This is a genomic window from Achromobacter sp. SX5, assembly GCF_056711425.1.
In genome coordinates this window covers 2212773-2233165 of the sequence record NZ_CM160041.1, presented here as the reverse complement: position 1 = coordinate 2233165, position 20393 = coordinate 2212773, and the positions used below count along the sequence as shown (strand labels likewise).

The window sequence follows — 20393 nt, the reverse complement described above, 5'->3', positions numbered from 1 at the left end:
ATCCTAGGGCAAGAACTCAGGTATCAAGCGCGCGGAACCCATCGCCCCCCCTCACGAATAAGGGCGTTCGCGCAGCCGGGTATGGTGCGCGACCACCGTATCGATCACTTCGTGCAGTATGTTTTCGGCCAGTTCGGGCGGCACGCCCGCTTCCTCGGCCAGGCGCCGGATGCGCGCGACCTGCTGGGACTCGCGCCGGGTGTCGAGCAGATCCATGCCGTGGGCCTGCTTCAGTTCGCCGATCATGTCCGTGCAGCGAAAGCGCACGCCCAGCAGCAGGATGATCTGCTGGTCGATCTCGTCGATCTCGGCGCGCAGCGACGCCAGCTCGTCTTCGGGGGATTCGTGCTCGGCCATGTTTTTCAACCCTGAACGATATCGAGTTTCGCGATGCCCAGCGCCAGGGTCTTGGCGCCCACGTCGCGGAACTGGATTTGGGCCTGGGCGTCCTGTCCTGCGCCGCTCAGGCCGATGATCGTGCCCTCGCCGAACCGCGCGTGGCGCACGCCCTGACCTACACGATACTGCTTGTCGCCCACGGTGACGCCGCTGGCCACGCTGCGCGGTTGACGCGGCGCAATGGTGTTGGTGGGCTTGCGTCCGAACGCGTCGCCGCGGTTGCCGCCGCCCCAGCTCGCGCTGGTGGCGCCGACCTGCGCCAGGCCGGCCTTGGGGGTCAGCCATTTCAGGTGCTGCTCCGGAATTTCGTCCAGGAAGCGCGAGCGCATCGCGTAGCGCGTCTGGCCGTGCAGCATGCGGCTTTGCGCCAGGCTGATGTACAGGCGCTGGCGCGCGCGCGTGATGGCCACGTACATGAGGCGGCGCTCTTCTTCCAGCCCGGACGGCTCGAGGATGCTGTTCTCGTGCGGGAACAGGCCCTCTTCCAGGCCGGTGATGAAGACCGCGTCGAACTCCAGGCCCTTGGCCGCGTGCACGGTCATGAGCTGCACCGCGTCCTGGCCCTGCTGGGCCTGGTTGTCGCCGGCCTCCAGCGCCGCGTGCGACAGGAACGCCGCCAGCGGCGTCAGGCCGTCGCCGCCGATGGCCGGCGCGTCCACCACGCCCGGCATGAGCGTCGAGGAAGCGTCCTGCTCGGGCACGACGCCGGCCGGCAGGCCGTCGTAGTTTTCCTCGGACGCGAACACGGCGGCCGCCGTGATCAGTTCGTTCAGGTTTTCCAGACGCTCGGCGCCTTCGCGCTCGGCCTTGTAATGGGCGTTCAGCCCGCTGGCCTCGAGCATGTGCTCGACCATCTCCGGCAGCGGCAGGTCGCGCGTTTCCTCGATCAGACGGTGGATCAGCTGGGCGAACTGCGCCAGGTTGGAGCCACCCTTGCCGCCCACCAGGGCCACCGCCGAATACAGGCTGGTGTCATGGGCGCGCGCGGCGTCGGCCAGCTGCTCCAGCGTGCGCGCGCCGATGCCGCGGGTCGGGAAGTTCACCACCCGCATCCACGAGGTGTCGTCGTGCGGGTTGGCCATCAGGCGCAGGTAGGCCAGCGCGTGCTTGATTTCCTGGCGCTCGAAAAAGCGCAGGCCGCCGTACACCTTGTAGGGAATGCCGGCCGAGAAGATGGCGTGTTCCAGCACCCGCGACTGCGCGTTGCTGCGGTAGAGCACGGCGATCTCGCGGCGCAGGCTGCCGTCGCGGATCAGCGCGCGGATCTCGTCGACGATCCATTGCGCCTCCATGCCGTCGGACGGCTGCTCGATGACGCGCACCGGCTCGCCCTCGCCCTGCTCGGTCCAGAGATTCTTGCCCAGCCGGCCGGTGTTGTGGCCGATCAGCGCGTTGGCCGAATCCAGGATGTGGCCGTAGGAGCGGTAGTTCTGCTCCAGGCGGATCACGGTGCCGCGCGCGTAGTCGCGCTCGAAGTCGGCCATGTTGCCGACGTTGGCGCCGCGGAATGCGTAGATGGACTGGTCGTCGTCGCCCACCGCGAAAATGGCGGCGCCGCCGCCGGCCAGCAGGCGCAGCCACTTGTACTGCAGCGTGTTGGTGTCCTGGAACTCGTCGACCAGGATGTGGCGGAAACGGCGCTGGTAGTGCTCGCGCACGGGCGCGTTGCGCGACAGCAGTTCGTAGGCGCGCAGCAGCAGTTCGGCGAAGTCGACCACGCCCTCGCGCTGGCACTGGGCCTCGTAGAGCTGGTAGATCTCGATCAGGCGGCGGCGGTGGGCGTCGTAGGCTTCGACGTCGGCCGGACGCAGGCCCTCTTCCTTGGCGCCGTTGATGAAGCGCTGCACGTCGCGCGGCGGATACTTTTCATCGTCGACGCCGTTGGCCTTCATGAGGCGCTTGATCGCCGCGAGCTGATCGGTGACGTCCAGGATCTGGAAGCTCTGCGGCAGGCCGGCATCGCGGTGATGGGCGCGCAGCATGCGGTTGCACAGGCCGTGGAAGGTGCCTATCCACAGGCCGCGCATATCGATGGGCAGGATGGCCGACATGCGCGCCAGCATCTCGCGGGCGGCCTTGTTGGTGAACGTGACCGCCAGCAGCCCAAAAGGCGAGGCCTGGCCGGTTTGAATCAGCCAGGCCATGCGGGTGGTGAGCACCCGGGTCTTGCCGCTGCCCGCCCCGGCCAGGACCAGGGCGTGCTGCGGTTCTAACGTTACTGCGGCGCGTTGTTCAGGATTGAGCTTCTCTAGCATCATGCCGCGTAGCGGCGCAGACGTTGAGCGAATTGCTCGAGCCCGGCGATGCCGCTTTGCTGGGCGCGCTGGCACCAGGCCTGCAGATCATTGAGGAGCTGTTCGCTGCTGGCGCTGGAGCTTTCCCAGATGCGGCCGAGTTCGCGGCGCATCTGCACCAGCGTGGCCAGCGACTTGTTGCGGGCGATGGCCTGGTCCACGGCGGCAACCTGTTCGGGCTGGAGGATGTCCTCGTTGCGGTGGATGGCGCGGCGCACGCGGTGCAACTGGGTCCAGTCGCATTCGGCGCTGCCCTTCTTGCGCGAATCCTTCAGCTTGGCGAGTTCTTCGCGGGCGGCGCTCTTGATCACGTCCGCGTAGCGGGCCATGACTTCGTAGCGGTGCGTGATCACGCCCTGCAGGGTGCGCAGGTCGATGCCGGTGCGGCTGTCGTCCAGCTTGAGCTTGGGCGCGACCTTCTTGATCTTGGCCAGGCCGAAGAACTTCAGGATGTTGATGTAGCACCAGCCGATGTCGAACTCGTACCACTTGGCCGAGAACTTGGCCGACGTGCCATGGGCGTGGTGGTTGTTGTGCAGCTCTTCGCCGCCGATCACGATGCCCCACGGGAACACGTTGGTGCTGGTGTCCGGGCTGTTGTAGTTGCGGTAGCCCCAGTAGTGGCCGATGCCGTTGACCACGCCGGCGGCCCAGAACGGAATCCAGGCCATCTGCACGGCCCACACCGTCACGCCGATGGCGCCGAACAGGGCGATATCGATGGCGAGCATGGTCAGCACGCCCCACAGGCTGTGCTTGCTGTAGATGTTGCGCTCGAGCCAGTCGTCGGGCGTGCCGTGGCCGAACTTGGCCATGGTTTCCTTGTTGGACGATTCCTCGCGGTACAGCTCGGCGCCGCGGAACAGCACTTTCCAGATGCCGAACAGGATGGGCGAATGGGGATCGCCTTCCTTTTCGCACTTGGCGTGGTGCTTGCGGTGAATGGCAACCCATTCCTTGGTGACCATGCCGGTCGTCATCCAGAGCCAGAAACGGAAGAAGTGCATGACGGCTGGATGGAGGTCCAGGCCGCGGTGCGCTTGGCTGCGATGGAGGAATACCGTGACCGAAACGATCGTGATGTGCGTCATCACCAGGGTGAACACGACGATCTGCCACCAGGTGGCTTGCGTCAGACCGCCGGCAATGAAGGAGAGGATGTAATCCATAAAGCTGTTATGAGCCTCGCTTGAGAAGTGCGTGAAGTTTAGCTTACCTTTGCCGTCTTATGACAAGGGAGTTTCAAAATAGTTTTTGAGAGAAATCAAGGACTAAGCCAGGGTTTTGACACGTAAACATCCCTACTCGCGACCATAAAAGACAAGCGCGAGGCCAGGCCCTGCGACCCTGCATCTACCCTGTAACAAGGGTAGCGCAATCGCCGGGACAAGTGGTTTGGGCCAGATTTTGGCATTAAAGTTCCTGTCAGCCGCGCGGCCGCGCGCCCTGCCGTCCGCCACGCCCCGACTGTCTCTTTTGCCCCACTGATGTTGCCGAACAAACCCCGCTTCATAATACGCCCCCCTTTTATTTGCGCCCTGGCCCTGGTGGGCGCCGGCCTGTCCGCGCCCGCCGCGTCGCAGACGCTGAAGCCGGGCGACGTGGTGGTGCTGGCCTCTTATTACGAGATCCGCGGCTCGGACTGCCTGGCCCTGCGCGCGCCGCGGCTGTCCATCACCCTGGCGCCCCGCCTGGGCAAGGCCAGCGTCATGCAGACGCGCGGCCAGTCGGGCGCCTCCGGGCGCTGCGCCTACAAGACGGTGCCCGTCTCGCAACTCGTGTACCAGGCCGACCGGCCGGGCCAGGATTCCCTGGCCTGGGAGGTGAAGTACCAGGACAAGACGCTCGGCACCCGCCGCTACAGCGCCACGGTGGGCGTCACGCCGGGTTCCTGATCCGACGCCTGCGCCGCCTCGGCCGATTCCTCGGATTCGGCTACGGCCCCCTTTTTCTTGCGCTCGAACACCGCGGCGAAGAAGCCGTCGGTGCCGTGCACGTCGGGGCGCAGCTGGACATAAGGACCGTCGAGCTGAAGGTTCTCGCAGCGGGCCGCCAGGATGGCGGCGGCGTCCAGGCGTTCGAAATCGGGGTGGCTGGCCAGGAAACGCTCGGCCTGCACCTCGTTTTCCTCGGCCAGCAGGCTGCAGGTGGCGTAGACCAGGCGGCCGCCGGGCGCCACGCAGCGCGCGGCGCTCTTGAGGATGCGCTCCTGCAACTGGCCCAGCTCGGCCAGCGCCTCGGGGTGCTGGCGCCATTTCAGGTCGGGATTGCGGCGCAGCGTGCCGATGCCGCTGCACGGGGCGTCGACCAGCACGCGCTGGGCCTTACCGGCCAGGCGCTTGACGCGGGCGTCGTTCTCGTTATCGATGACGACCGGCACCACGTTGGACAGGCCGCTGCGCGCGAAGCGCGGCTTGGCGCGCGCCAGGCGCGCCGCCGACACGTCGAAAGCGTACAGGCGGCCGGTGGAGCGCATCAGCGCGCCCAGCAGCAGCGTCTTGCCGCCCGCGCCGGCGCAGAAATCGATGATCATCTCGCCGCGGCGCGGCCCGACCAGCAGCGCCAGCAGCTGGCTGCCCTCGTCCTGCACCTCGATACTGCCGTTTTCGAATTGCGGCCAGCGGTTGATGGCCGGCCGGCCTTCCATGCGGATGCCCCAGGGCGAATACGGCATGGCGACGGGCTGGTAGCGGCCGGCGCCCTGCTGCAGCTCGGCCAGCATGGCGTCGCGTTCGGCCTTCAGCGGATTGACGCGCAGGTCCAGGCTGGCCTGGCGGTTGAGCGCCTCGATCAGCGTTTCGGGACTGTCCATCGCGCCCAGGCGCTCGTCGAGCCAGTCCGGGATGCTGCCGCGCACCGCGCGCGGCAGCGTCGCCAGGTCGATCTGCGACACGCGCCGCAGCCACTCGGCCTCGGCGGCGTCCAGGCCTTCGGCCAGCTCGCCGGCGCCCAGCGTGGCCGCCAGGCCCAGGATGGCCAGGCGGCGCGAGGCCGGGCCCACGCCGCTTTCGCCGAACTGGCGGTAGCGGCGCAGATGGCGCAGTACGTCGTAGACGGCCTCGGCGACCTCGGAGCGGTCGCGCGCGCCCAGGTTGGGATGGCTGCGCAGCCAGTGCGACAGCGCCGCGTCGGCCGGGTGGGTCCATTGCAGGATTTCGCCCAGGGCGCGCTGCACCTGCTCGATCCGGATGGCGGCGTACGGCTGGCGCGGACGGTTGTACTGGGGCTTCTGCGGCGCGCGGGCCTCGCCGCGCGGGGCGTCGTGGGGACGCTGGCCGGGACGGCCTTCGCGGCGCTCGGCGCTGTAGGAGGCGCGCTCGCCGCCGCGCGGCGCGTCGTAGGACGGACGCTGGCCGGGGCGGCCTTCGCGGCGCTCGGCGCCGTAGGAGGCGCGCTCGCCCTGCCGCTCGTCGCGGCGTTCTTCGCGCCTGCCGTCGGGACGGCCTTCGCGCCGCTCGTCGCGGCGACCGTCGCGGCCGCGCTCCAGCGCCTGCCGGGCCTCGCCCTTGGGGCGCGAAAAGAAGCTCCGGCCGTCGCGGCCTTCGGCGGCGCGCGGGGCGCCGGCCGGACGGGAACGCGGGGGTTGGGATTTAGTCATGGCGTATTCCAGTGGGGCGGAGGTTTGCCGCCCGGTAAATGCGTTGCAGCGCGCGTTGCGCGGACGGTCAGGCGGCCGGCGACCAGGTGAACAGGCGCTCGGGATCGCCCGCCACGTTCACGCGGTGGTCGCTCGTCAGGGTAACCCGGCCTTCGGCCAGCCAGCGCACCGCCGCCGGGAAAGCCTGGTGCTCGACCGTCAGCACGCGCTCGGCCAGCGCTTGCGGCGTATCGCCGGCCAGCACCGGAACGCAGCCCTGGGCGATGATGGGGCCGTGGTCCAGCACCGGGGTCACGAAATGCACCGTGCAGCCGTGCACCCGCACGCCGGTGGCCAGCGCCTGGGCGTGGGTGTGCAGGCCCGGGAAGGCCGGCAGCAGCGAAGGATGGATGTTGACCAGCCGGCCCGCATAATGGTTGACGAAGCCCGGCGTCAGCACGCGCATGAAGCCGGCCAGGATGACGTAATCGGGCTCGTAGCGGTCGATCTCGGCGGCCAGCGCGGCGTCGAAGGCCTCGCGGCTGGCGTAGTCCTTGTGGAACAGGGCCGCGGTGGGAATGCCCTGGTGGGCGGCCCATTCCAGGCCGGCGGCGTCCGGCCGGCTGGCGATCACGGCGGCCACTTCGGCCGGCCAGCCCTGGTCGCGGCACGCTTCGGCCAGCGCCCGCATGTTGCTGCCCCGCCCCGAGATCAGGATGACCAGGCGGCGCTTGGTGGTAGATATTTCCGGCAAGATAAGGAATTCCAAGGGAAATCGGGTTTGTGCGCGCGAGTCCCGCGCGATTTGGGCGGGATGGGAACAAACCCGGAATCCAAAATTGTAAACTCTCGCTCGTGAAACCATCGCTGCATATCTACCGATCCCTGCCCCCGCCCGAGCGGCGCGCCCCGTGCGCGCTGACGATCGGCAATTTCGACGGCGTCCATCGCGGACACCAGGCCATGCTGGCGCGCGTCTGCCAGGTCGCGAGCGAACGCGCGCTGGCGCCCGCCGTCATGACCTTCGAGCCGCATCCGCGGGAATATTTCGCCACGCTGCACCAGCGCCCGGAACTGGCGCCCACCCGGATCTCCGGGCTGCGCGACAAACTGGCGGCGCTGGCGCGCTACGGCATCTCCCAGGTCGTGGTCGAGCGTTTCAATGCCCGCCTGGCCGAGATGTCGGCCAACGCCTTCATCGAACAGCTGCTGGTGCAGGGCCTGCACACCAGATGGCTGCTGGTGGGCGAGGATTTCCGCTTCGGCCACAAGCGCAGCGGCGACATCGACCTGCTGCGCGAAGCCGGGCTGCGCCACGGCTTCGAGGTGCAGACGCTGGCCGACGTAACCGACCAGCACGGGCACCGCATCTCCAGCTCGGAAGTGCGCACCGCGCTGGCGGTGGGCGACCTGGAGCGCGCCCGCCACCTGCTGGGCCATCCGTATCACATCAGCGGCCACGTCATACACGGCCAGAAGCTGGGCCGCACGCTGGGCTTTCCCACCATGAACCTGCGCGTGGCCGAACGCTGCGCCGCGCGCTCGGGCATTTATGTGGTGCAGGTCCACGGCCTGGGCGAGCGCGCCCTGCCCGCGGTGGCCAGCCTGGGCGTGCGCCCCACGGTCGAAGACCGCGGCCGCGTGCTGCTCGAGGCGCACCTGCTCGACGAGACCATCAACGCTTACGGTAAACTCGTACGCGTCGAATTCCTGCAAAAGTTGCGGGACGAAGAAAAATTCCCTGACCTCCCTTCCCTGACTGCCGCCATCGCCGAAGACGCGCGAAACGCGCGCGCCTATTTTGCCGTCCATGGACTATAAAAAGACCCTCAACCTGCCCGATACCCCTTTCCCCATGCGGGGCGACCTCGCCCGACGCGAGCCCGCCTGGATTTCGCAGTGGGAGGAAAACCACGTCTACCAGGCGATCCGCGCCGCCAGTCGCGGCCGCCCGCGCTTCGTGCTGCACGACGGCCCGCCCTACGCCAACGGCGACATCCATATCGGCCACGCGGTCAACAAGATCCTGAAGGACATCATCGTCAAGAGCCGCAACATGGCCGGCTATGACGCGCACTACGTGCCGGGCTGGGACTGCCACGGCATGCCGATCGAAATCCAGATCGAGAAAAAGTACGGCAAGCACCTGCCGGTGGCCGAAGTCCAGTCCAAGGCCCGCGCCTACGCGCTCGAACAGATCGACCGCCAGCGCAAGGACTTCAAGCGCCTGGGCGTGCTGGGCGAGTGGGATCGTCCCTACATGACGATGAACTTCAGCAATGAAGCCGACGAGATCCGCGCGCTGGGCCGCATCCTGGACAAGGGCTACGTCTTCCGCGGCCTGAAGCCCGTGAACTGGTGCTTCGACTGCGGCTCGGCCCTGGCCGAGGCCGAGGTCGAATACGCCGACCGCGTCGACCCGGCGGTGGACGTGGCCTTCCCGTTCGCCGAACACGCCAGGCTGGCCGCGGCCTTCGGCCTGGATTCGGTGGACGACGGCGCCATCGTCATCTGGACCACCACGCCCTGGACCATCCCGTCCAACCAGGCGCTGAACGTGCATCCCGAAATCGAATACGCCCTGGTGCGCGTGTCGCCGGCGCCCAAGTTCGGCCCCCTGCTGCTGATCGCCAAGGAACGCGTCGAGGATTGCCTGAAGAGCTGGGAGCTGGAAGGCGAAATCATCGCCACCGCCCCGGGCGCGGCGCTGTCCGAGATCCAGTTCCGCCATCCGCTGGCGCAGTTCGAGGCCGCCTACGACCGCAAGGCGCCCGTCTACCTGGGCGACTACGTGACCGCCGACTCCGGCACGGGCGTGGTGCACTCGGCCCCGGCCTACGGCATCGAGGACTTCATCTCGTGCAAGGCGCACGGCATGAAAGACACCGACTTCATCAGCCCGGTGATGGGCGACGGCAAGTATGCCGACAGCCTGGCGCTGTTCGGCGGCCTGTCGATCTGGGACGCCAACCCCAAGATCGTCGAGGCGCTGAAGGAAGCCGGCGCGCTGATGCACGTGGAAAAGCATAAGCACAGCTACATGCACTGCTGGCGCCACAAGACGCCCATCATCTACCGCGCCACCAGCCAGTGGTTCGCCGGCATGGACGTGGCCCCCAAGGACGGCGGCCCGACCCTGCGCGAATCGGCGCTGGCCGGCATCGACGCCACGGCCTTCTATCCGGCCTGGGGCCGCGCCCGCCTGCACGCCATGATCGCCAACCGTCCGGACTGGACCCTGTCGCGCCAGCGCCAGTGGGGCGTGCCGATGGCCTTCTTCGTGCACAAGGAGACCGGCGAGCTGCATCCGCGCACCATCGAATTGCTCGAACAGGTGGCGCAGCGCGTCGAAAAAGGCGGCATCGAGGCCTGGCAGGCGCTGGACCCGCGCGAACTGCTGGGCGACGAGGCCGACCAGTACGAGAAGAACCGCGACACGCTGGACGTGTGGTTCGACTCCGGCAGCACGCACGCCACGGTGCTGGGCGGCAAGGACGGCGCTTTCGCCGGCTCGCACGGCGCCGAACTGGGCTGGCCCGCCGACCTCTACCTGGAAGGCTCGGACCAGCACCGCGGCTGGTTCCATTCCTCGCTGCTGACCGGCTGCATGCTTTACGGCCAGCCGCCCTACAAGGCGCTGCTGACGCACGGCTTCGTGGTCGACGGCCAGGGCCGCAAGATGAGCAAGTCGGTGGGCAACGTGATCGCCCCGCAGAAGGTGTCCGACTCGCTGGGCGCCGAAATCCTGCGCCTGTGGGTGGCCTCCACCGACTACTCGGGCGAACTGTCCATCTCCGACGAGATCCTCAAGCGCGTGGTCGAAGGCTACCGCCGCATCCGCAATACGCTGCGCTTCCTGCTGGCCAACCTGGCCGACTTCGACGCGGTGTCGCAGGCCGTGCCCTACGGCGAACTGTTCGAGATCGACCGCTACGCGCTGGCCATGACGGCGCAGATGCAGGCCGAGGTCCAGGCCAACTACGAACGCTATGACTTCCACCCGGCCGTCGCCCGCCTGCAGACCTTCTGCTCGGAAGACCTGGGCGCGTTCTACCTGGACATCCTGAAGGACCGCCTGTACACCTCGGCCGAAGACAGCCGCGCCCGCCGCTCGGCCCAGACCGCGCTGCTCGACATCACCCAGACGCTGCTCAAGCTGATGGCGCCGATCCTGTCGTTCACGGCCGAAGAAGCCTGGAAGGAACTGGTCGACTCCGCCCTGAAGAACCAGGCCGACGCCGCCCGCACCACGATCTTCACCGAGGTCTACCACGCGCTGCCGCCGTACGCCGACGCCGAAGCGCTGACGGCCAAGTGGACGCGCCTGCGCGCCATCCGCGCCGAAGTCCAGCGCAAGCTCGAAGAAGTGCGCACGGCCGGCGACATCGGTTCGTCGCTGCAGGCCGAGGTCGACCTCTACGCCAGCGGCGCGGACCGCGAACTGCTGGCCAGCCTGGGCGACGACCTGCGCTTCGTGCTGATCGTCTCGCGGGCCACCGTGCACGCCGGCGAAGGCGAGACCCGCATCGAAGTCACGCCCTCGGCGCACAAGAAGTGCGAGCGCTGCTGGCACTGGCGCCTGGACGTGGGCCAGGACGCGGATCATCCCGAGATCTGCGGCCGCTGCGTGTCCAACCTGTTCGGCTCGGGCGAAGCCCGCGACAAGGCCTGAACATGGCCGGGCCCGCCCCCACCGGCGTCCAGTCCGGCACCCGCCCCGCGCCCGCGCGCGTGGGGCGCTGGCTGGCCATCGCGCTGGCCATCATCGTGCTGGACCAGCTGACCAAGATCTACTTCAACACCGCGTACCAGTACGGCCAGCGCGTCAACCTGCTGCCGTTCTTCGACTTCACCCTGGTGTACAACCGCGGCGCCGCGTTCAGTTTCCTGGCGTCCGAGGAAGGCTGGCAGCGCTGGCTGTTCACCGGGCTGGGCTGCGTGGCGGCCGTGGTCATCACCATCATCCTGCGCCGCACCCACGGCCAGCCGCGCTTCTGCCTGGCGCTCACGCTGATTCTGGGCGGCGCCATCGGCAACGTCATCGACCGGGTGGTGCATGGCCACGTGGTGGACTTCCTGCTGTTCTACTGGAACAACTGGCAATTCCCCGCCTTCAACCTGGCCGACGTCGGCATCACCTGCGGCGCCGTGCTGCTGGTGCTGGACGAACTGCTGCGCTCACGCAAGCCGCAAGCCTGAGTTTCGCCGCGTTTGATCCCCCCTGAACGGATGGCGAACGGCGCGATGCCGCAATGCAGAATAAAATCACTGTCCGTTCCTCGTTTACGCGGCGCTGAACCCGCCGCCCCGCCCCCATGCTCGACCTCGCCCGCAAACGCATCGTCCTCGGCCTGACCGGGGGCATCGCCTGCTACAAAATCGCCGAGCTGGTGCGGCGCATGACCGAACAGGGCGCCACGGTCGACGTGGTGATGACCGAGGCGGCCACGCACTTCATCACGCCCATCACCATGCAGGCCCTGTCGGGCCGCCCGGTGTTCGTGGACGCCTGGGACGCGCGCGTGCCCAACAACATGGCGCACATCGACCTGACACGCGGCGCCGACGCCGTGCTGATCGCGCCCGCCAGCGCCGATTTCATGGCCAAGCTGGCCCACGGCATGGCCGACGACCTGCTGTCCACGCTGTGCCTGGCGCGCGCTTGTCCGCTGCTGGTCGCGCCCGCCATGAACCGCGAAATGTGGGCCAACCCGGCCACGCAGCGCAATGTCGCGCAGCTGCGCGCCGACGGCGTCAGCGTGCTGGGACCCGCCGCCGGCGAACAGGCTTGCGGCGAGACCGGCGACGGCCGCATGCTGGAAGCGCACGAACTGCTGACGGACCTGATCGCCTTCTTCCAGCCCAAGCTGCTGGCCGGCCGCCACGTGCTGCTGACCGCCGGCCCCACGTCCGAGCCGGTGGACCCGGTGCGCGTGCTGAGCAACCGCTCCTCGGGCAAGACCGGCTACGCGCTGGCGCGCGCCGCGCGCGAGGCCGGCGCCCGCGTCACGCTGATCACCGGCGCCACCTTCCTGCCGGTGCCGCGCGGCGTCACCGCGCTGTCGGTCACCACCGCGCGCCAGATGCACGATGCGGTGATGGCCAGCGCGGCCGACGCCGACATCTTCATCGCCGTGGCCGCCGTGGCTGACTGGCGCGTGAAGAACGTCAGCACCCAGAAACTGAAAAAGACCAGCGAGGGCGGCGGCGCCCCCGTCATGGAGTTCGAACCCAATCCCGACATCCTGGCCGAAGTCGCCAAGCTGGCCGACGGTCCCTGGTGCGTGGGCTTCGCGGCCGAAACCGAGAAGCTGGCCGAGCACGCCGAAGCCAAGCGCGCGCGCAAGGGCATCCCCCTGCTGGTGGGCAACCTCGCGCACAAGGTCATGGACGCCGACACCACCGAACTGGTGCTGTTCGACGAACAGGGCGTGCATCCCCTGCCCGCCGCCGGCAAGCTGGACGCGGCGCGCCGCCTGATCGCCGAGATCGCGGCGCGGGTGCCGCCGAAGTAGTCCTCTGCGCACTCAAAAAAAAACGCCAGGCGTCGCGGCCTGGCGTTTTTGTTTGCGCGCCCGCGCCGCGGCCGCGCTCAGTGTATGTGCTCCTGCGCCGAGCGGTCGTCACGCTCCATCTGCAGCGTCGTATGGTGCAGGTCGAAGTCCTGCTGCAGGCGGTCTTCGATGGCGCGGCGCACCGCCTCGCCGTCGGCCCCCGGCTCCAGCACCACATGGCCCGTCAGCATCGGATTGCTCTGCGTCACCGCCCACAGGTGGATGTCATGGATGGCGGCCACGCCGGCCGTGCCGGCGATGGCGTCGCGCACCGCCTGCAGGCTCATGCCCGGCGGCACGCCTTCGAGCAGGATGTTCACGCACTCGCGCAACAGCGTCCAGGTGCGCGGGAACACCATGAAGCCGATGCCCACCGCCAGCGCCGAATCCACCCAGCGCCAGCCCGTGAACCAGATCACCACGGCGCCGACGATCACGCCTATCGAGCCCAGCATGTCGGCCCACACTTCCAGGTAGGCGCCCTTCACGTTCAGGCTTTCGTCCTTCGCGCTTGCCAGCAGCCGCATCGCGATCAGGTTGACGATCAGGCCGACCACGGCGACGGCCAGCATCCCCACGGACTGGATATCCGACGGCGCCGACAGGCGCTGATAGGCCTCGTACAGGATGTAGAACGCGATGCCCAGCAGCACCAGCGCATTGACCGCCGCCGCCAGAATCTCGAAGCGGGCGTATCCGTAGGTGCGCATCAGGTCCGCCGCCTTGCGGCCCGCGCGGATCGCGACCAGCGCCAGCAGCAGGGCCATGGCGTCGGTCATCATGTGCATGGCGTCGGAAATCAGCGCCAGGCTGCCCGTCATGATCCCGCCGACGATTTCCACCAGCATGAAGGTGCTGGTCAGGCCCAGCGCGATCCAGAGGCGGGATTCGGGTAAGGTGCGCACGTCGCCGTGCTGATGGCTATCGCTCATTGGTGTCCGCGGATCAAGGCTGGTTCGACGGCGCGACGGCGGTGCCGCACTGCGCGCAGAAACCGGCTCCGGCAGCGATGGCCGCGCGGCACTGCGAGCAGGCCAGCGGCGCCAGCGAGACGCCGCATTGCGAACAATAGCGCCCGCCCGCAGCCTGGGAGGCGCCGCAACCGTTGCAGACGGCGGCGGCGCCCTGCGGCGCGCCGCCATAGGCCCCGCCGCCGCGACGGTCATAGCCATGATGGCCGCCGTACCCGCGATGCCCGGCGCGCCCGCCCAGCAGATGTTTCAGTATGCCCATATCAGCCTCCGAGCCGCGATCGCGGCGTATTGCCAGGCATCATGACAAAGCCTGAAGCAGCTTCAGAGTCAAGGGCAGAGTACGACGACAGTGCCCCGAGGCGAGTATTCGTGGTGCGGTGGCGGCGCTCCCGGAAATGGGATGAATCTGTCACTCGGCCAGGCCCTGCAGGCCCCTCCGACCTCCATACCCCCCTATCATCGGCCCAAAACATGGAGGAATGACATGATCGGACACAAGCCGCCTGCGGCGTCGACAGTCCTGATCGGCGACATCCGTACGCTGATCGAGGCATCACGGCAGCGCGCCGTCTCGACCGCCAACGCCGAACTGACCTTGCTGTTTTGGCGTATCGGCCACCGCATCCATACGGAGGTTCTGGCCGGACAACGGGCCGGATACGGTGAGGAACTACTGGCAACCTTGGCCCGGCACCTCGTTCGCGACTTTGGGCAAGGCTTCGCGGAAAAGAATCTACGGCGCATGGTGCAGTTTGCGGCCGCCTATCCTGACGAATCAATTGTCGTGACGCTGTCACGACAATTGAGCTGGTCGCATTTCGTGGCGCTGTTGCCGCTGAAGGATCCGCTCAGGCGGGACTACTATGCACAAATGGCCAGTGCCGAACGCTGGAGCGTGCGGACACTGCGCGAACGCATGGATTCGATGCTGTACGAGCGCACTGCGCTTTCAAAAAAGCCGCATGAAACAATCGCTCAGGAACTGGCGGCCTTGCGCGATGCCCGCCGGATGTCGCCGGCGCTGGTGATGCGCGACCCATATATCCTGGACTTTCTGGGCCTGCTGGATAGTTGGCAGGAGGACGAACTGGAAGCGGCGATCATCCGCGAAATGCAGTCCTTTCTGCTGGAGCTGGGCGCTGGTTTTTCTTTTCTTGCGCGACAGAAACGCATCCAGATCGACGACGAGGACTTCCACCTCGATCTGCTGTTTTATAACCGCAAGCTGCGCCGACTGGTAGCGGTGGAACTGAAAATCGGCGAGTTCAAAGCAGCGTTCAAGGGGCAGATGGAGCTTTACTTGCGCTGGCTCGACAAGCATGAACGCGAACCTGGAGAAGCCCCGCCGCTAGGCATCATCCTATGCGCCGGCAAAAAGCGCGAGCAGATCGAACTATTGGAGCTGGACAAGTCGGGCATCCATGTCGCCGAATACCTGACCGCCCTTCCACCACCCGCAGTGTTGGCCGAACGGCTACAGCAGGCAACCGAGCGGGCTCGCTCCCAGATCGAGCGCCGCAAGTCCGGCGAACAGCGATGACGGCGGCATTCAGGTTGCGCGAAAAGCCGCCGCCAGACCCGCGATCAAGCCTGGCGCCCTTGCGGACGCTCAGGCGCTGGCGCCTTGCGTTCAATCGAGGCTGATGTTGGCGGCCTTCACGATGTCCGCCCACTGCTGGCGGTCCTTCTCCAGGAACTGGCCGAACTGCTCGGGCGTCATGCCCGTGACCGGCTCCGAACCCAGGCCGGCCATTTTCTCGACCAGGGCGGGTTGCTTGAGCACGTCCTGCAGCGCGGCGTAGTAGGCGGCCAGCACGTCGGCGGGCAGGCCGGCGGGCGCGAACACGCCCTGCCAGGTCGGCATGTCGAAGCCCTTCAGGCCCTGCTCGTCCAGCGTGGGCACGTTGGGCAGCTGCGGCGCGCGCTTGAGCGAGGCCACGCCGATGGCCTTGACCTTGCCTTGCGTGGCCAGCGGGGCCGCGGTGGAGATGTTGTCCATCGTCATCGCGATATGGCCGCCCAGCAGGTCGGTGATGACAGGCGCCGCGCCACGGTACGGCGCGTGCGGCACTTTCACGCCCAGCTTGTACAGCATGGTCTCGGCGATCAGGTGGTTGGAGATGCCCACGCCGGCGGTGCCGTAGGTGGCGGTCGGCGTCTTCTGGAAGTATTCCTTCAGCTCGGCCAGGTTGTTGGCCGGCACGTCCTTGTTCACGATGACCACGTTGGGCTGCACCGCGACCAGCGTGATCGGGGTGAAGTCAGTGGGCTTGTAGTTGGTGCCCTTGGGGTTGAGCACGTGGGTGATGGCCATGGAGCCGGCGGCGCCGATGCCGATGGCGTAGCCGTCGGCCGGCGACTGGCTCAGGCGGTACGCCATGATGTTGCCGCCGGCGCCGGCCAGGTTTTCGACCACGACAGGTTGGCCCAGGCGTTGCGACAGCGGGTCGGCCAGCAGGCGGGCCAGCGTATCGGCCGAGCCGCCCGGGGCGAAGCCCACCAGCAGGCGCACGGGTTTAGCGGGCTTCCAGGCGTCGGCGGCCAGCGCCGGCGTGGCGGCAAGCGCCGAAACGGCGAACAGTGCGCCGACGGCGCGGTTTAGGGTACGGCTGAACATAACGAAAAACTCCCTGCAATATTTGATTCACCGAAGGCCCGGCGCGCCAGGCCTTCGGGTAGAGATTGGGTGTCAGACACCCGGACCAAGGATTTGCGCCAGCGTCTGCGCGACGAGGCGGTTGGAGAGCAGGACCGGACGGCCGGACGCCTGGGCCACGGCCGCGCGCATGCGCTCGGCGTAACCCATGCAGTGCATGACGATCAGGTCACAGGAGGCCAGCTCGCGGCCGGCCTGCTCGAAATTTCGCGCCGCCTGCTGCGCGTCGGCCTCATAAGGCGAGGCGTGCGCCACCTGGACGTCGCAAGGCAGCGGCACGGCCATGTGGAAGGCGTCGACCTGCGCGGCCAGCGGCACCACCAGGCCCACCTTGCGGCAGTGCTGCGCCAGCGCCGCGACCAGGTGATCCACGACCTGCTGCGGCTCCACCACGAGCGTGCGCATCGGCGCGATGGCCGTGCCGGTGCACAGCGGCACCAGCACGTCGTAGCCGGCGGCGTCGGCCTGGCTCATGACCTGGGCCAGCCGGGCCTCGGCGGCGGCCGCGTCCAGCTCGATCTGCGAGCCGTCGCGCATGCGCGTGGCGAAGCGGTAGGCGCCCGGCTTGGGCGCCAGCGCGGCCAGCGCCGCCGCGTCCAGGCCGTCCAGCGCGCCGAACTCGTCGACCTGCACGTGCGCGCCCAGCAGCGGCGCGATTTCCGGCACCACGTCGCTGCGCGGCGACTGCCCGATGGTGAAGAACGCCACCCGCCGCCGCGGTTGCGCGCTCATGCCGCGTCTCCGGTTTCGCGGCCCACGGTCTGCAGGTGCGCCATGGAGCCGTAGCGCGATTGCAGCGCGGCCCATTCGGCCTCGTCGAAAAACGTCATGGCGCGCTGGCCGAAGAGCTTGGCGGTTTCGATGCAGAAGCGCATGGCGACGTCGGCGTCCACCGCGTTGGTCACGCCGGTGGCGCAGCCCGGCACCGTGGTCTGGGCGGTCAGCGCCACGCCCACCACGGGCGCGTCGGTGACGATGGTGGGCTGCATCAGCGAATTCACGTGCCACAGGCCGTTTTCGTAGGGCGTGATGTCCTGCGTGGTCAGCGGCAGCGTCACGGGCAGTTCGCCGCTGACCCAGCCCATCACGTCCAGCATCGTCTCGGGAATGCGCAGCAGATAGCCCTGTTTTGCCACCGGCGTCAGCGCCACGCCGCGCTTGTTGACGAGACGGTTGCCGCGCGTGGTGTCGACCGAGAGGATCGCGTCCATGCGCGGATCGACTTCATGCGACATCATCTCGCGCATCGGGAATGGCGAGCGCATCATCGGCACCGGATGATGCGGACGCGTGCCGGCGCGCGGGCAGATATGCGTGCGGATGCGCACCGTGCCGGGCAACACGTCGCCCTCGCGGGCCATGGCCATCAGCTTGAAAGCCGCCGCGATCGCGACCACCGCGCCATCGCTGTCGGACACCAGGCCCGTGACGGCCGGGCGCGCGCCGATGCCGCCCAGGCGGCCCACGATGCCCAGCTGCGGCGCCGTCTCGTCGGCGCCCGGGATGACGATGGAAAGGAATTCGGTGGCGGCGCCGTCGCGCTCGAGCCGGGTCACCTCGACTTCGCAGTCGCCGGCCTCGCGCAGCCGCTGCGCCACCGACTCGCCGGTGACGTGGGCGGACGACAGCAGTTCGATCGTGTCGATGACTTGCTTCATGCCTGGACCTCCACCGGACCCGGGCGGAATACGCGCGGTTCCTGCTGGCCGAGGAACAGCGGCGCCTCGTGCGGGCCGATCAGGGTCATCTCGCCGCCGCTCACCCGCAGCCCGGAGCCTTCCGGCAGGCCCAGCACCGGCATCGCCGGGTTCAGGGTGCAGAACTCGGCCAGGCGCTGCGCGCGGGTCTCGCCGCGGTGGCCCGGCGGATGGGCGTTGGTGTAGTGCGGATTGATCTGGAACGGCAGCAGGCCCAGTGCGTCGAAGCCCTGCGGGTCGGTGATGGGCATGTCGTTGGTGGTGCAGATGGTCGGGCAGCTCAGGTTGGACCCGGCGCTCCAGCCCAGATAGGCCGCGCCCTGGCGGACCCGGCGCGCCACCACGCCCAGCAGGCCCTGGCGGCGCAGCTGGCCCAGCAGGTTGAACGTGTTGCCGCCGCCCACGATGATCACGGCCGCGCCTTCCAGCGCGGCCACCGGATCTTCGGCGCGGTGCAGGCCCTGGATGTCCAGGCCGGTGTCGGCCAGCGCCGAGACCACCAGCGCGGTGTAGTCGTCCCAGTTGCGGGTCACGCCCGCGAACGGCACGAACACGGCCGGCGCGCCCGGCGGCAGCGCCGCGATCAGTTCGCGGATGGCGGGCAGCGCATGCACCAGATAGCCGGCGTCGCTGCTGGAATTGCTGAGTAGCAGGAGGTTCATGAAAGCGATTTCCGTAAGGAAGTTTGGAGATTCAGGCTAGCCAATAGGGATCGTTCAGTTCGCGGCCCAGCGCCCCCACCTGCTCGAGCACGGTCTGGCGCAACCGCGCGACGCGCTCGGCGTCGACCTGGAAAGACACGAAGGACAGGCACAGGCCGCGCAGCTCGCCGGTGGCGGGATCGCGCAGCGCCGCGGCCACCGCGCCGATACCGGGCATGGCCTGGTCGATGGCGACGCCGCAGCGGTCGGCGCGGACCTGCGCCACCAGGCCGGCCAGTTCGCCCACGGTGGCGGGACAATCGCGTCCCTCCATGGGCAGCGACTGGCCGGGGTCGGCGCCGTACAGCGCCTGGAACTCGGCATCGCTCAGGCGCGACAGCAGCGCCCGGCCCATGGCGGTGCCCGAGGCCGCGCGGCGCGAGCCGGGCGAAGACAGCACCTGCACCGGGTGCGAGCCGTTCAGGCGCTGCAGCACCACGGTCTCGCGCTGGTTCAGGGTGGACAGATAGGCGGTCAGCCCGCTTTCGTCGGACAGGCGCGCCAGCACGGCGCGGCAGGCGTCATCGAGCGGCGTGGCCGCCATGCCGGCGCGCACCGCCTGGGCCAGCAAGGCCCCTGCGCGGTAGCGGCGCGTGGCGGGGTCCTGGTCCAGCAGGCCGTAATGCTGCATCTGGTTGAGCAGGCGCGAAGCCGTGCTCTTGGGCAACGCAAGGCGCGCCGCCACATCGGTGAAGCTCAATTCCGTCGCGCCGTCCGCATACAGCGACAAGACGCGCTGGACTCCGTCGAGAATGCTCATATTGGTTCCGAATTATGGAACTCAAGTTCCTAATAGAAGAACAAGAATAAAGCACGGGGTGGATGGCGGTCAATACGAAGTGCAATGGGCGGGGTTTCCGGCAGACTGCAGAGACACAAAGGCGGCCCCGCCCTGTGGCCCATGCGAAAAGGACGAACCATGACCATCCCGCCCCCTTCTTCCAAGTCTCGTGACGCGAGGCTGGCCCGCAATGATCCAGGTCAGGCCGCACGCATTCCCGCAGCCGGCCCGGGAAATATCGTGACCTTGCTGGCCGAATGGAGAAACGAAGAACCGTTAGGACCCGAAGACCAGTTCCCCGATCTCGAGGACACACCGATCGGGCGGCAAAACCCGCGATGAGCGCCTATCTGCTGGACACCAATATCATCAGCGTCCTGCTGCGCGAGCCCGATGGCCGGGCCGCGCGCCGTGTCGAGCGGGTCGGCCATCGCCGGGTCTGCACCAGCATCGTCGTCGCGGCCGAACTGCGCTACGGTTGCGCCAAGAAGAACTCCGCCAGATTGCGTGCCAGGGTCGGATGCCTGCTGAACGCGATACCGGTCCTGCCGCTGGACGCGCCCGCCGACGCCAGATACGGCAGCATTCGCGCCCAGTTGGAAGCGGCAGGGGAAACCATCGGCGCCAATGATTTATTGATCGGCGCGCATGCCCACGCGCTCGGCCTGACGCTGGTGACCGGCAACACCCGGGAATTCGAGCGCATTCGCGGGCTGGTCATAGAAAACTGGCTGGCTTGAAATCGGCGCTGCGCTGCGGC

General features: G+C 68.0%; 20 protein-coding genes. 8 read left to right on the top strand and 12 right to left on the bottom strand.

Annotated features, from left to right (window positions below; translation table 11 throughout):
• Positions 1–51: 51 nt before the first annotated feature.
• Genes AC1M14_RS10580 through AC1M14_RS10570 form a run of 3 tightly spaced genes read right to left on the bottom strand, consistent with a single transcriptional unit; the run spans position 52 to position 3862 of the window.
• On the bottom strand, positions 52–357 hold the full coding sequence (locus tag AC1M14_RS10580; protein ID WP_102772123.1) for a chorismate mutase: 306 nt from the start codon (positions 355–357) through the stop codon (positions 52–54).
• 5 nt (positions 358–362) lie between these two features.
• Positions 363–2657 carry a UvrD-helicase domain-containing protein gene (locus AC1M14_RS10575; RefSeq protein WP_111824803.1) on the bottom strand — a complete coding sequence of 765 codons (2295 nt, stop codon included), beginning with the start codon at positions 2655–2657 and terminating at the stop codon, positions 363–365.
• The gene (locus AC1M14_RS10570) at positions 2654–3862 is read right to left on the bottom strand and encodes a DesA family fatty acid desaturase (protein ID WP_111824802.1); all 1209 of its coding nucleotides are present in this window, start codon (positions 3860–3862) and stop codon (positions 2654–2656) included. Before AC1M14_RS10570 ends, AC1M14_RS10575 begins: the two co-directional genes overlap by 4 nt.
• A 318-nt stretch (positions 3863–4180) precedes the next feature.
• Here AC1M14_RS10570 and AC1M14_RS10565 point away from each other — a divergent pair, with 318 nt between their 5' ends.
• The gene (locus AC1M14_RS10565) at positions 4181–4588 is read left to right on the top strand and encodes a hypothetical protein (RefSeq protein WP_479731538.1); all 408 of its coding nucleotides are present in this window, start codon (positions 4181–4183) and stop codon (positions 4586–4588) included.
• Here the strand turns inward: AC1M14_RS10565 and AC1M14_RS10560 are convergent.
• The gene (locus AC1M14_RS10560; protein WP_168202144.1) at positions 4552–5868 is read right to left on the bottom strand and encodes an RsmB/NOP family class I SAM-dependent RNA methyltransferase; all 1317 of its coding nucleotides are present in this window, start codon (positions 5866–5868) and stop codon (positions 4552–4554) included. The genes AC1M14_RS10565 and AC1M14_RS10560 overlap by 37 nt on opposite strands.
• A 490-nt stretch (positions 5869–6358) precedes the next feature.
• Positions 6359–7015: a phosphoribosylglycinamide formyltransferase gene (purN, locus tag AC1M14_RS10555; protein WP_479731795.1), complete on the bottom strand. Its 657-nt coding sequence runs from the start codon at positions 7013–7015 to the stop codon at positions 6359–6361.
• Positions 7016–7125: 110 nt separating this feature from the next.
• Between purN and AC1M14_RS10550 the strand changes: the two genes are divergently transcribed.
• The 4 genes from AC1M14_RS10550 (at position 7126) to coaBC (ending at position 12785) form a co-directional block, all read left to right on the top strand.
• Positions 7126–8091 carry a bifunctional riboflavin kinase/FAD synthetase gene (locus AC1M14_RS10550; RefSeq protein ID WP_102772127.1) on the top strand — a complete coding sequence of 322 codons (966 nt, stop codon included), beginning with the start codon at positions 7126–7128 and terminating at the stop codon, positions 8089–8091.
• Positions 8081–10942, top strand: coding sequence for an isoleucine--tRNA ligase (gene ileS / locus AC1M14_RS10545; RefSeq protein ID WP_479731537.1), 2862 nt, complete (start codon positions 8081–8083; stop codon positions 10940–10942). The genes AC1M14_RS10550 and ileS overlap by 11 nt, the downstream gene beginning before the upstream one ends.
• 2 nt (positions 10943–10944) lie before the next feature.
• Positions 10945–11469, top strand: coding sequence for a signal peptidase II (gene lspA, locus AC1M14_RS10540; protein ID WP_102772129.1), 525 nt, complete (start codon positions 10945–10947; stop codon positions 11467–11469).
• Between the two features lie 116 nt (positions 11470–11585).
• The gene (gene coaBC, locus AC1M14_RS10535) at positions 11586–12785 is read left to right on the top strand and encodes a bifunctional phosphopantothenoylcysteine decarboxylase/phosphopantothenate--cysteine ligase CoaBC (RefSeq protein WP_479731536.1); all 1200 of its coding nucleotides are present in this window, start codon (positions 11586–11588) and stop codon (positions 12783–12785) included.
• Positions 12786–12862: 77 nt separating this feature from the next.
• On the opposite strand, the gene AC1M14_RS10530 is transcribed toward coaBC, so the two are convergent.
• Positions 12863–13756: a cation diffusion facilitator family transporter gene (locus AC1M14_RS10530; RefSeq protein WP_102772131.1), complete on the bottom strand. Its 894-nt coding sequence runs from the start codon at positions 13754–13756 to the stop codon at positions 12863–12865.
• Between the two features lie 13 nt (positions 13757–13769).
• Entirely contained in the window at positions 13770–14057 is a 288-nt protein-coding gene (locus tag AC1M14_RS10525; protein WP_479731535.1) for a double zinc ribbon domain-containing protein, read from the bottom strand.
• A gap of 225 nt (positions 14058–14282) precedes the next feature.
• Between AC1M14_RS10525 and AC1M14_RS10520 the strand changes: the two genes are divergently transcribed.
• Positions 14283–15338, top strand: a complete 1056-nt coding sequence (locus AC1M14_RS10520; protein ID WP_479731534.1) for a PDDEXK nuclease domain-containing protein — start codon at positions 14283–14285, stop codon at positions 15336–15338.
• A 90-nt stretch (positions 15339–15428) separates the two neighbouring features.
• Here AC1M14_RS10520 and AC1M14_RS10515 read toward each other — a convergent pair whose 3' ends face one another.
• The 5 genes from AC1M14_RS10515 to AC1M14_RS10495 form a co-directional block, all read right to left on the bottom strand.
• Entirely contained in the window at positions 15429–16415 is a 987-nt protein-coding gene (locus AC1M14_RS10515; protein WP_102772133.1) for a Bug family tripartite tricarboxylate transporter substrate binding protein, read from the bottom strand.
• A gap of 72 nt (positions 16416–16487) precedes the next feature.
• A complete protein-coding gene (locus AC1M14_RS10510) occupies positions 16488–17186 on the bottom strand; it encodes an AroM family protein (RefSeq protein WP_102772134.1) in 699 nt (232 codons plus the stop codon).
• Positions 17183–18112, bottom strand: coding sequence for a DUF1177 domain-containing protein (locus tag AC1M14_RS10505; RefSeq protein ID WP_209165332.1), 930 nt, complete (start codon positions 18110–18112; stop codon positions 17183–17185). Before AC1M14_RS10505 ends, AC1M14_RS10510 begins: the two co-directional genes overlap by 4 nt.
• The gene (gene pepE / locus AC1M14_RS10500; RefSeq protein WP_102772136.1) at positions 18109–18813 is read right to left on the bottom strand and encodes a dipeptidase PepE; all 705 of its coding nucleotides are present in this window, start codon (positions 18811–18813) and stop codon (positions 18109–18111) included. The genes AC1M14_RS10505 and pepE overlap by 4 nt, the downstream gene beginning before the upstream one ends.
• A gap of 31 nt (positions 18814–18844) precedes the next feature.
• Complete coding sequence (locus AC1M14_RS10495) at positions 18845–19612, bottom strand: IclR family transcriptional regulator (protein ID WP_111824799.1); 768 nt, start codon at positions 19610–19612, stop codon at positions 18845–18847.
• 159 nt (positions 19613–19771) lie between these two features.
• On the opposite strand from AC1M14_RS10495, the gene AC1M14_RS10490 reads away from it, so the two are divergent.
• On the top strand, positions 19772–19975 hold the full coding sequence (locus AC1M14_RS10490) for a hypothetical protein (protein WP_479731533.1): 204 nt from the start codon (positions 19772–19774) through the stop codon (positions 19973–19975).
• Complete coding sequence (locus tag AC1M14_RS10485) at positions 19972–20373, top strand: PIN domain-containing protein (protein ID WP_479731532.1); 402 nt, start codon at positions 19972–19974, stop codon at positions 20371–20373. The genes AC1M14_RS10490 and AC1M14_RS10485 overlap by 4 nt, the downstream gene beginning before the upstream one ends.
• Positions 20374–20393: the final 20 nt, after the last annotated feature.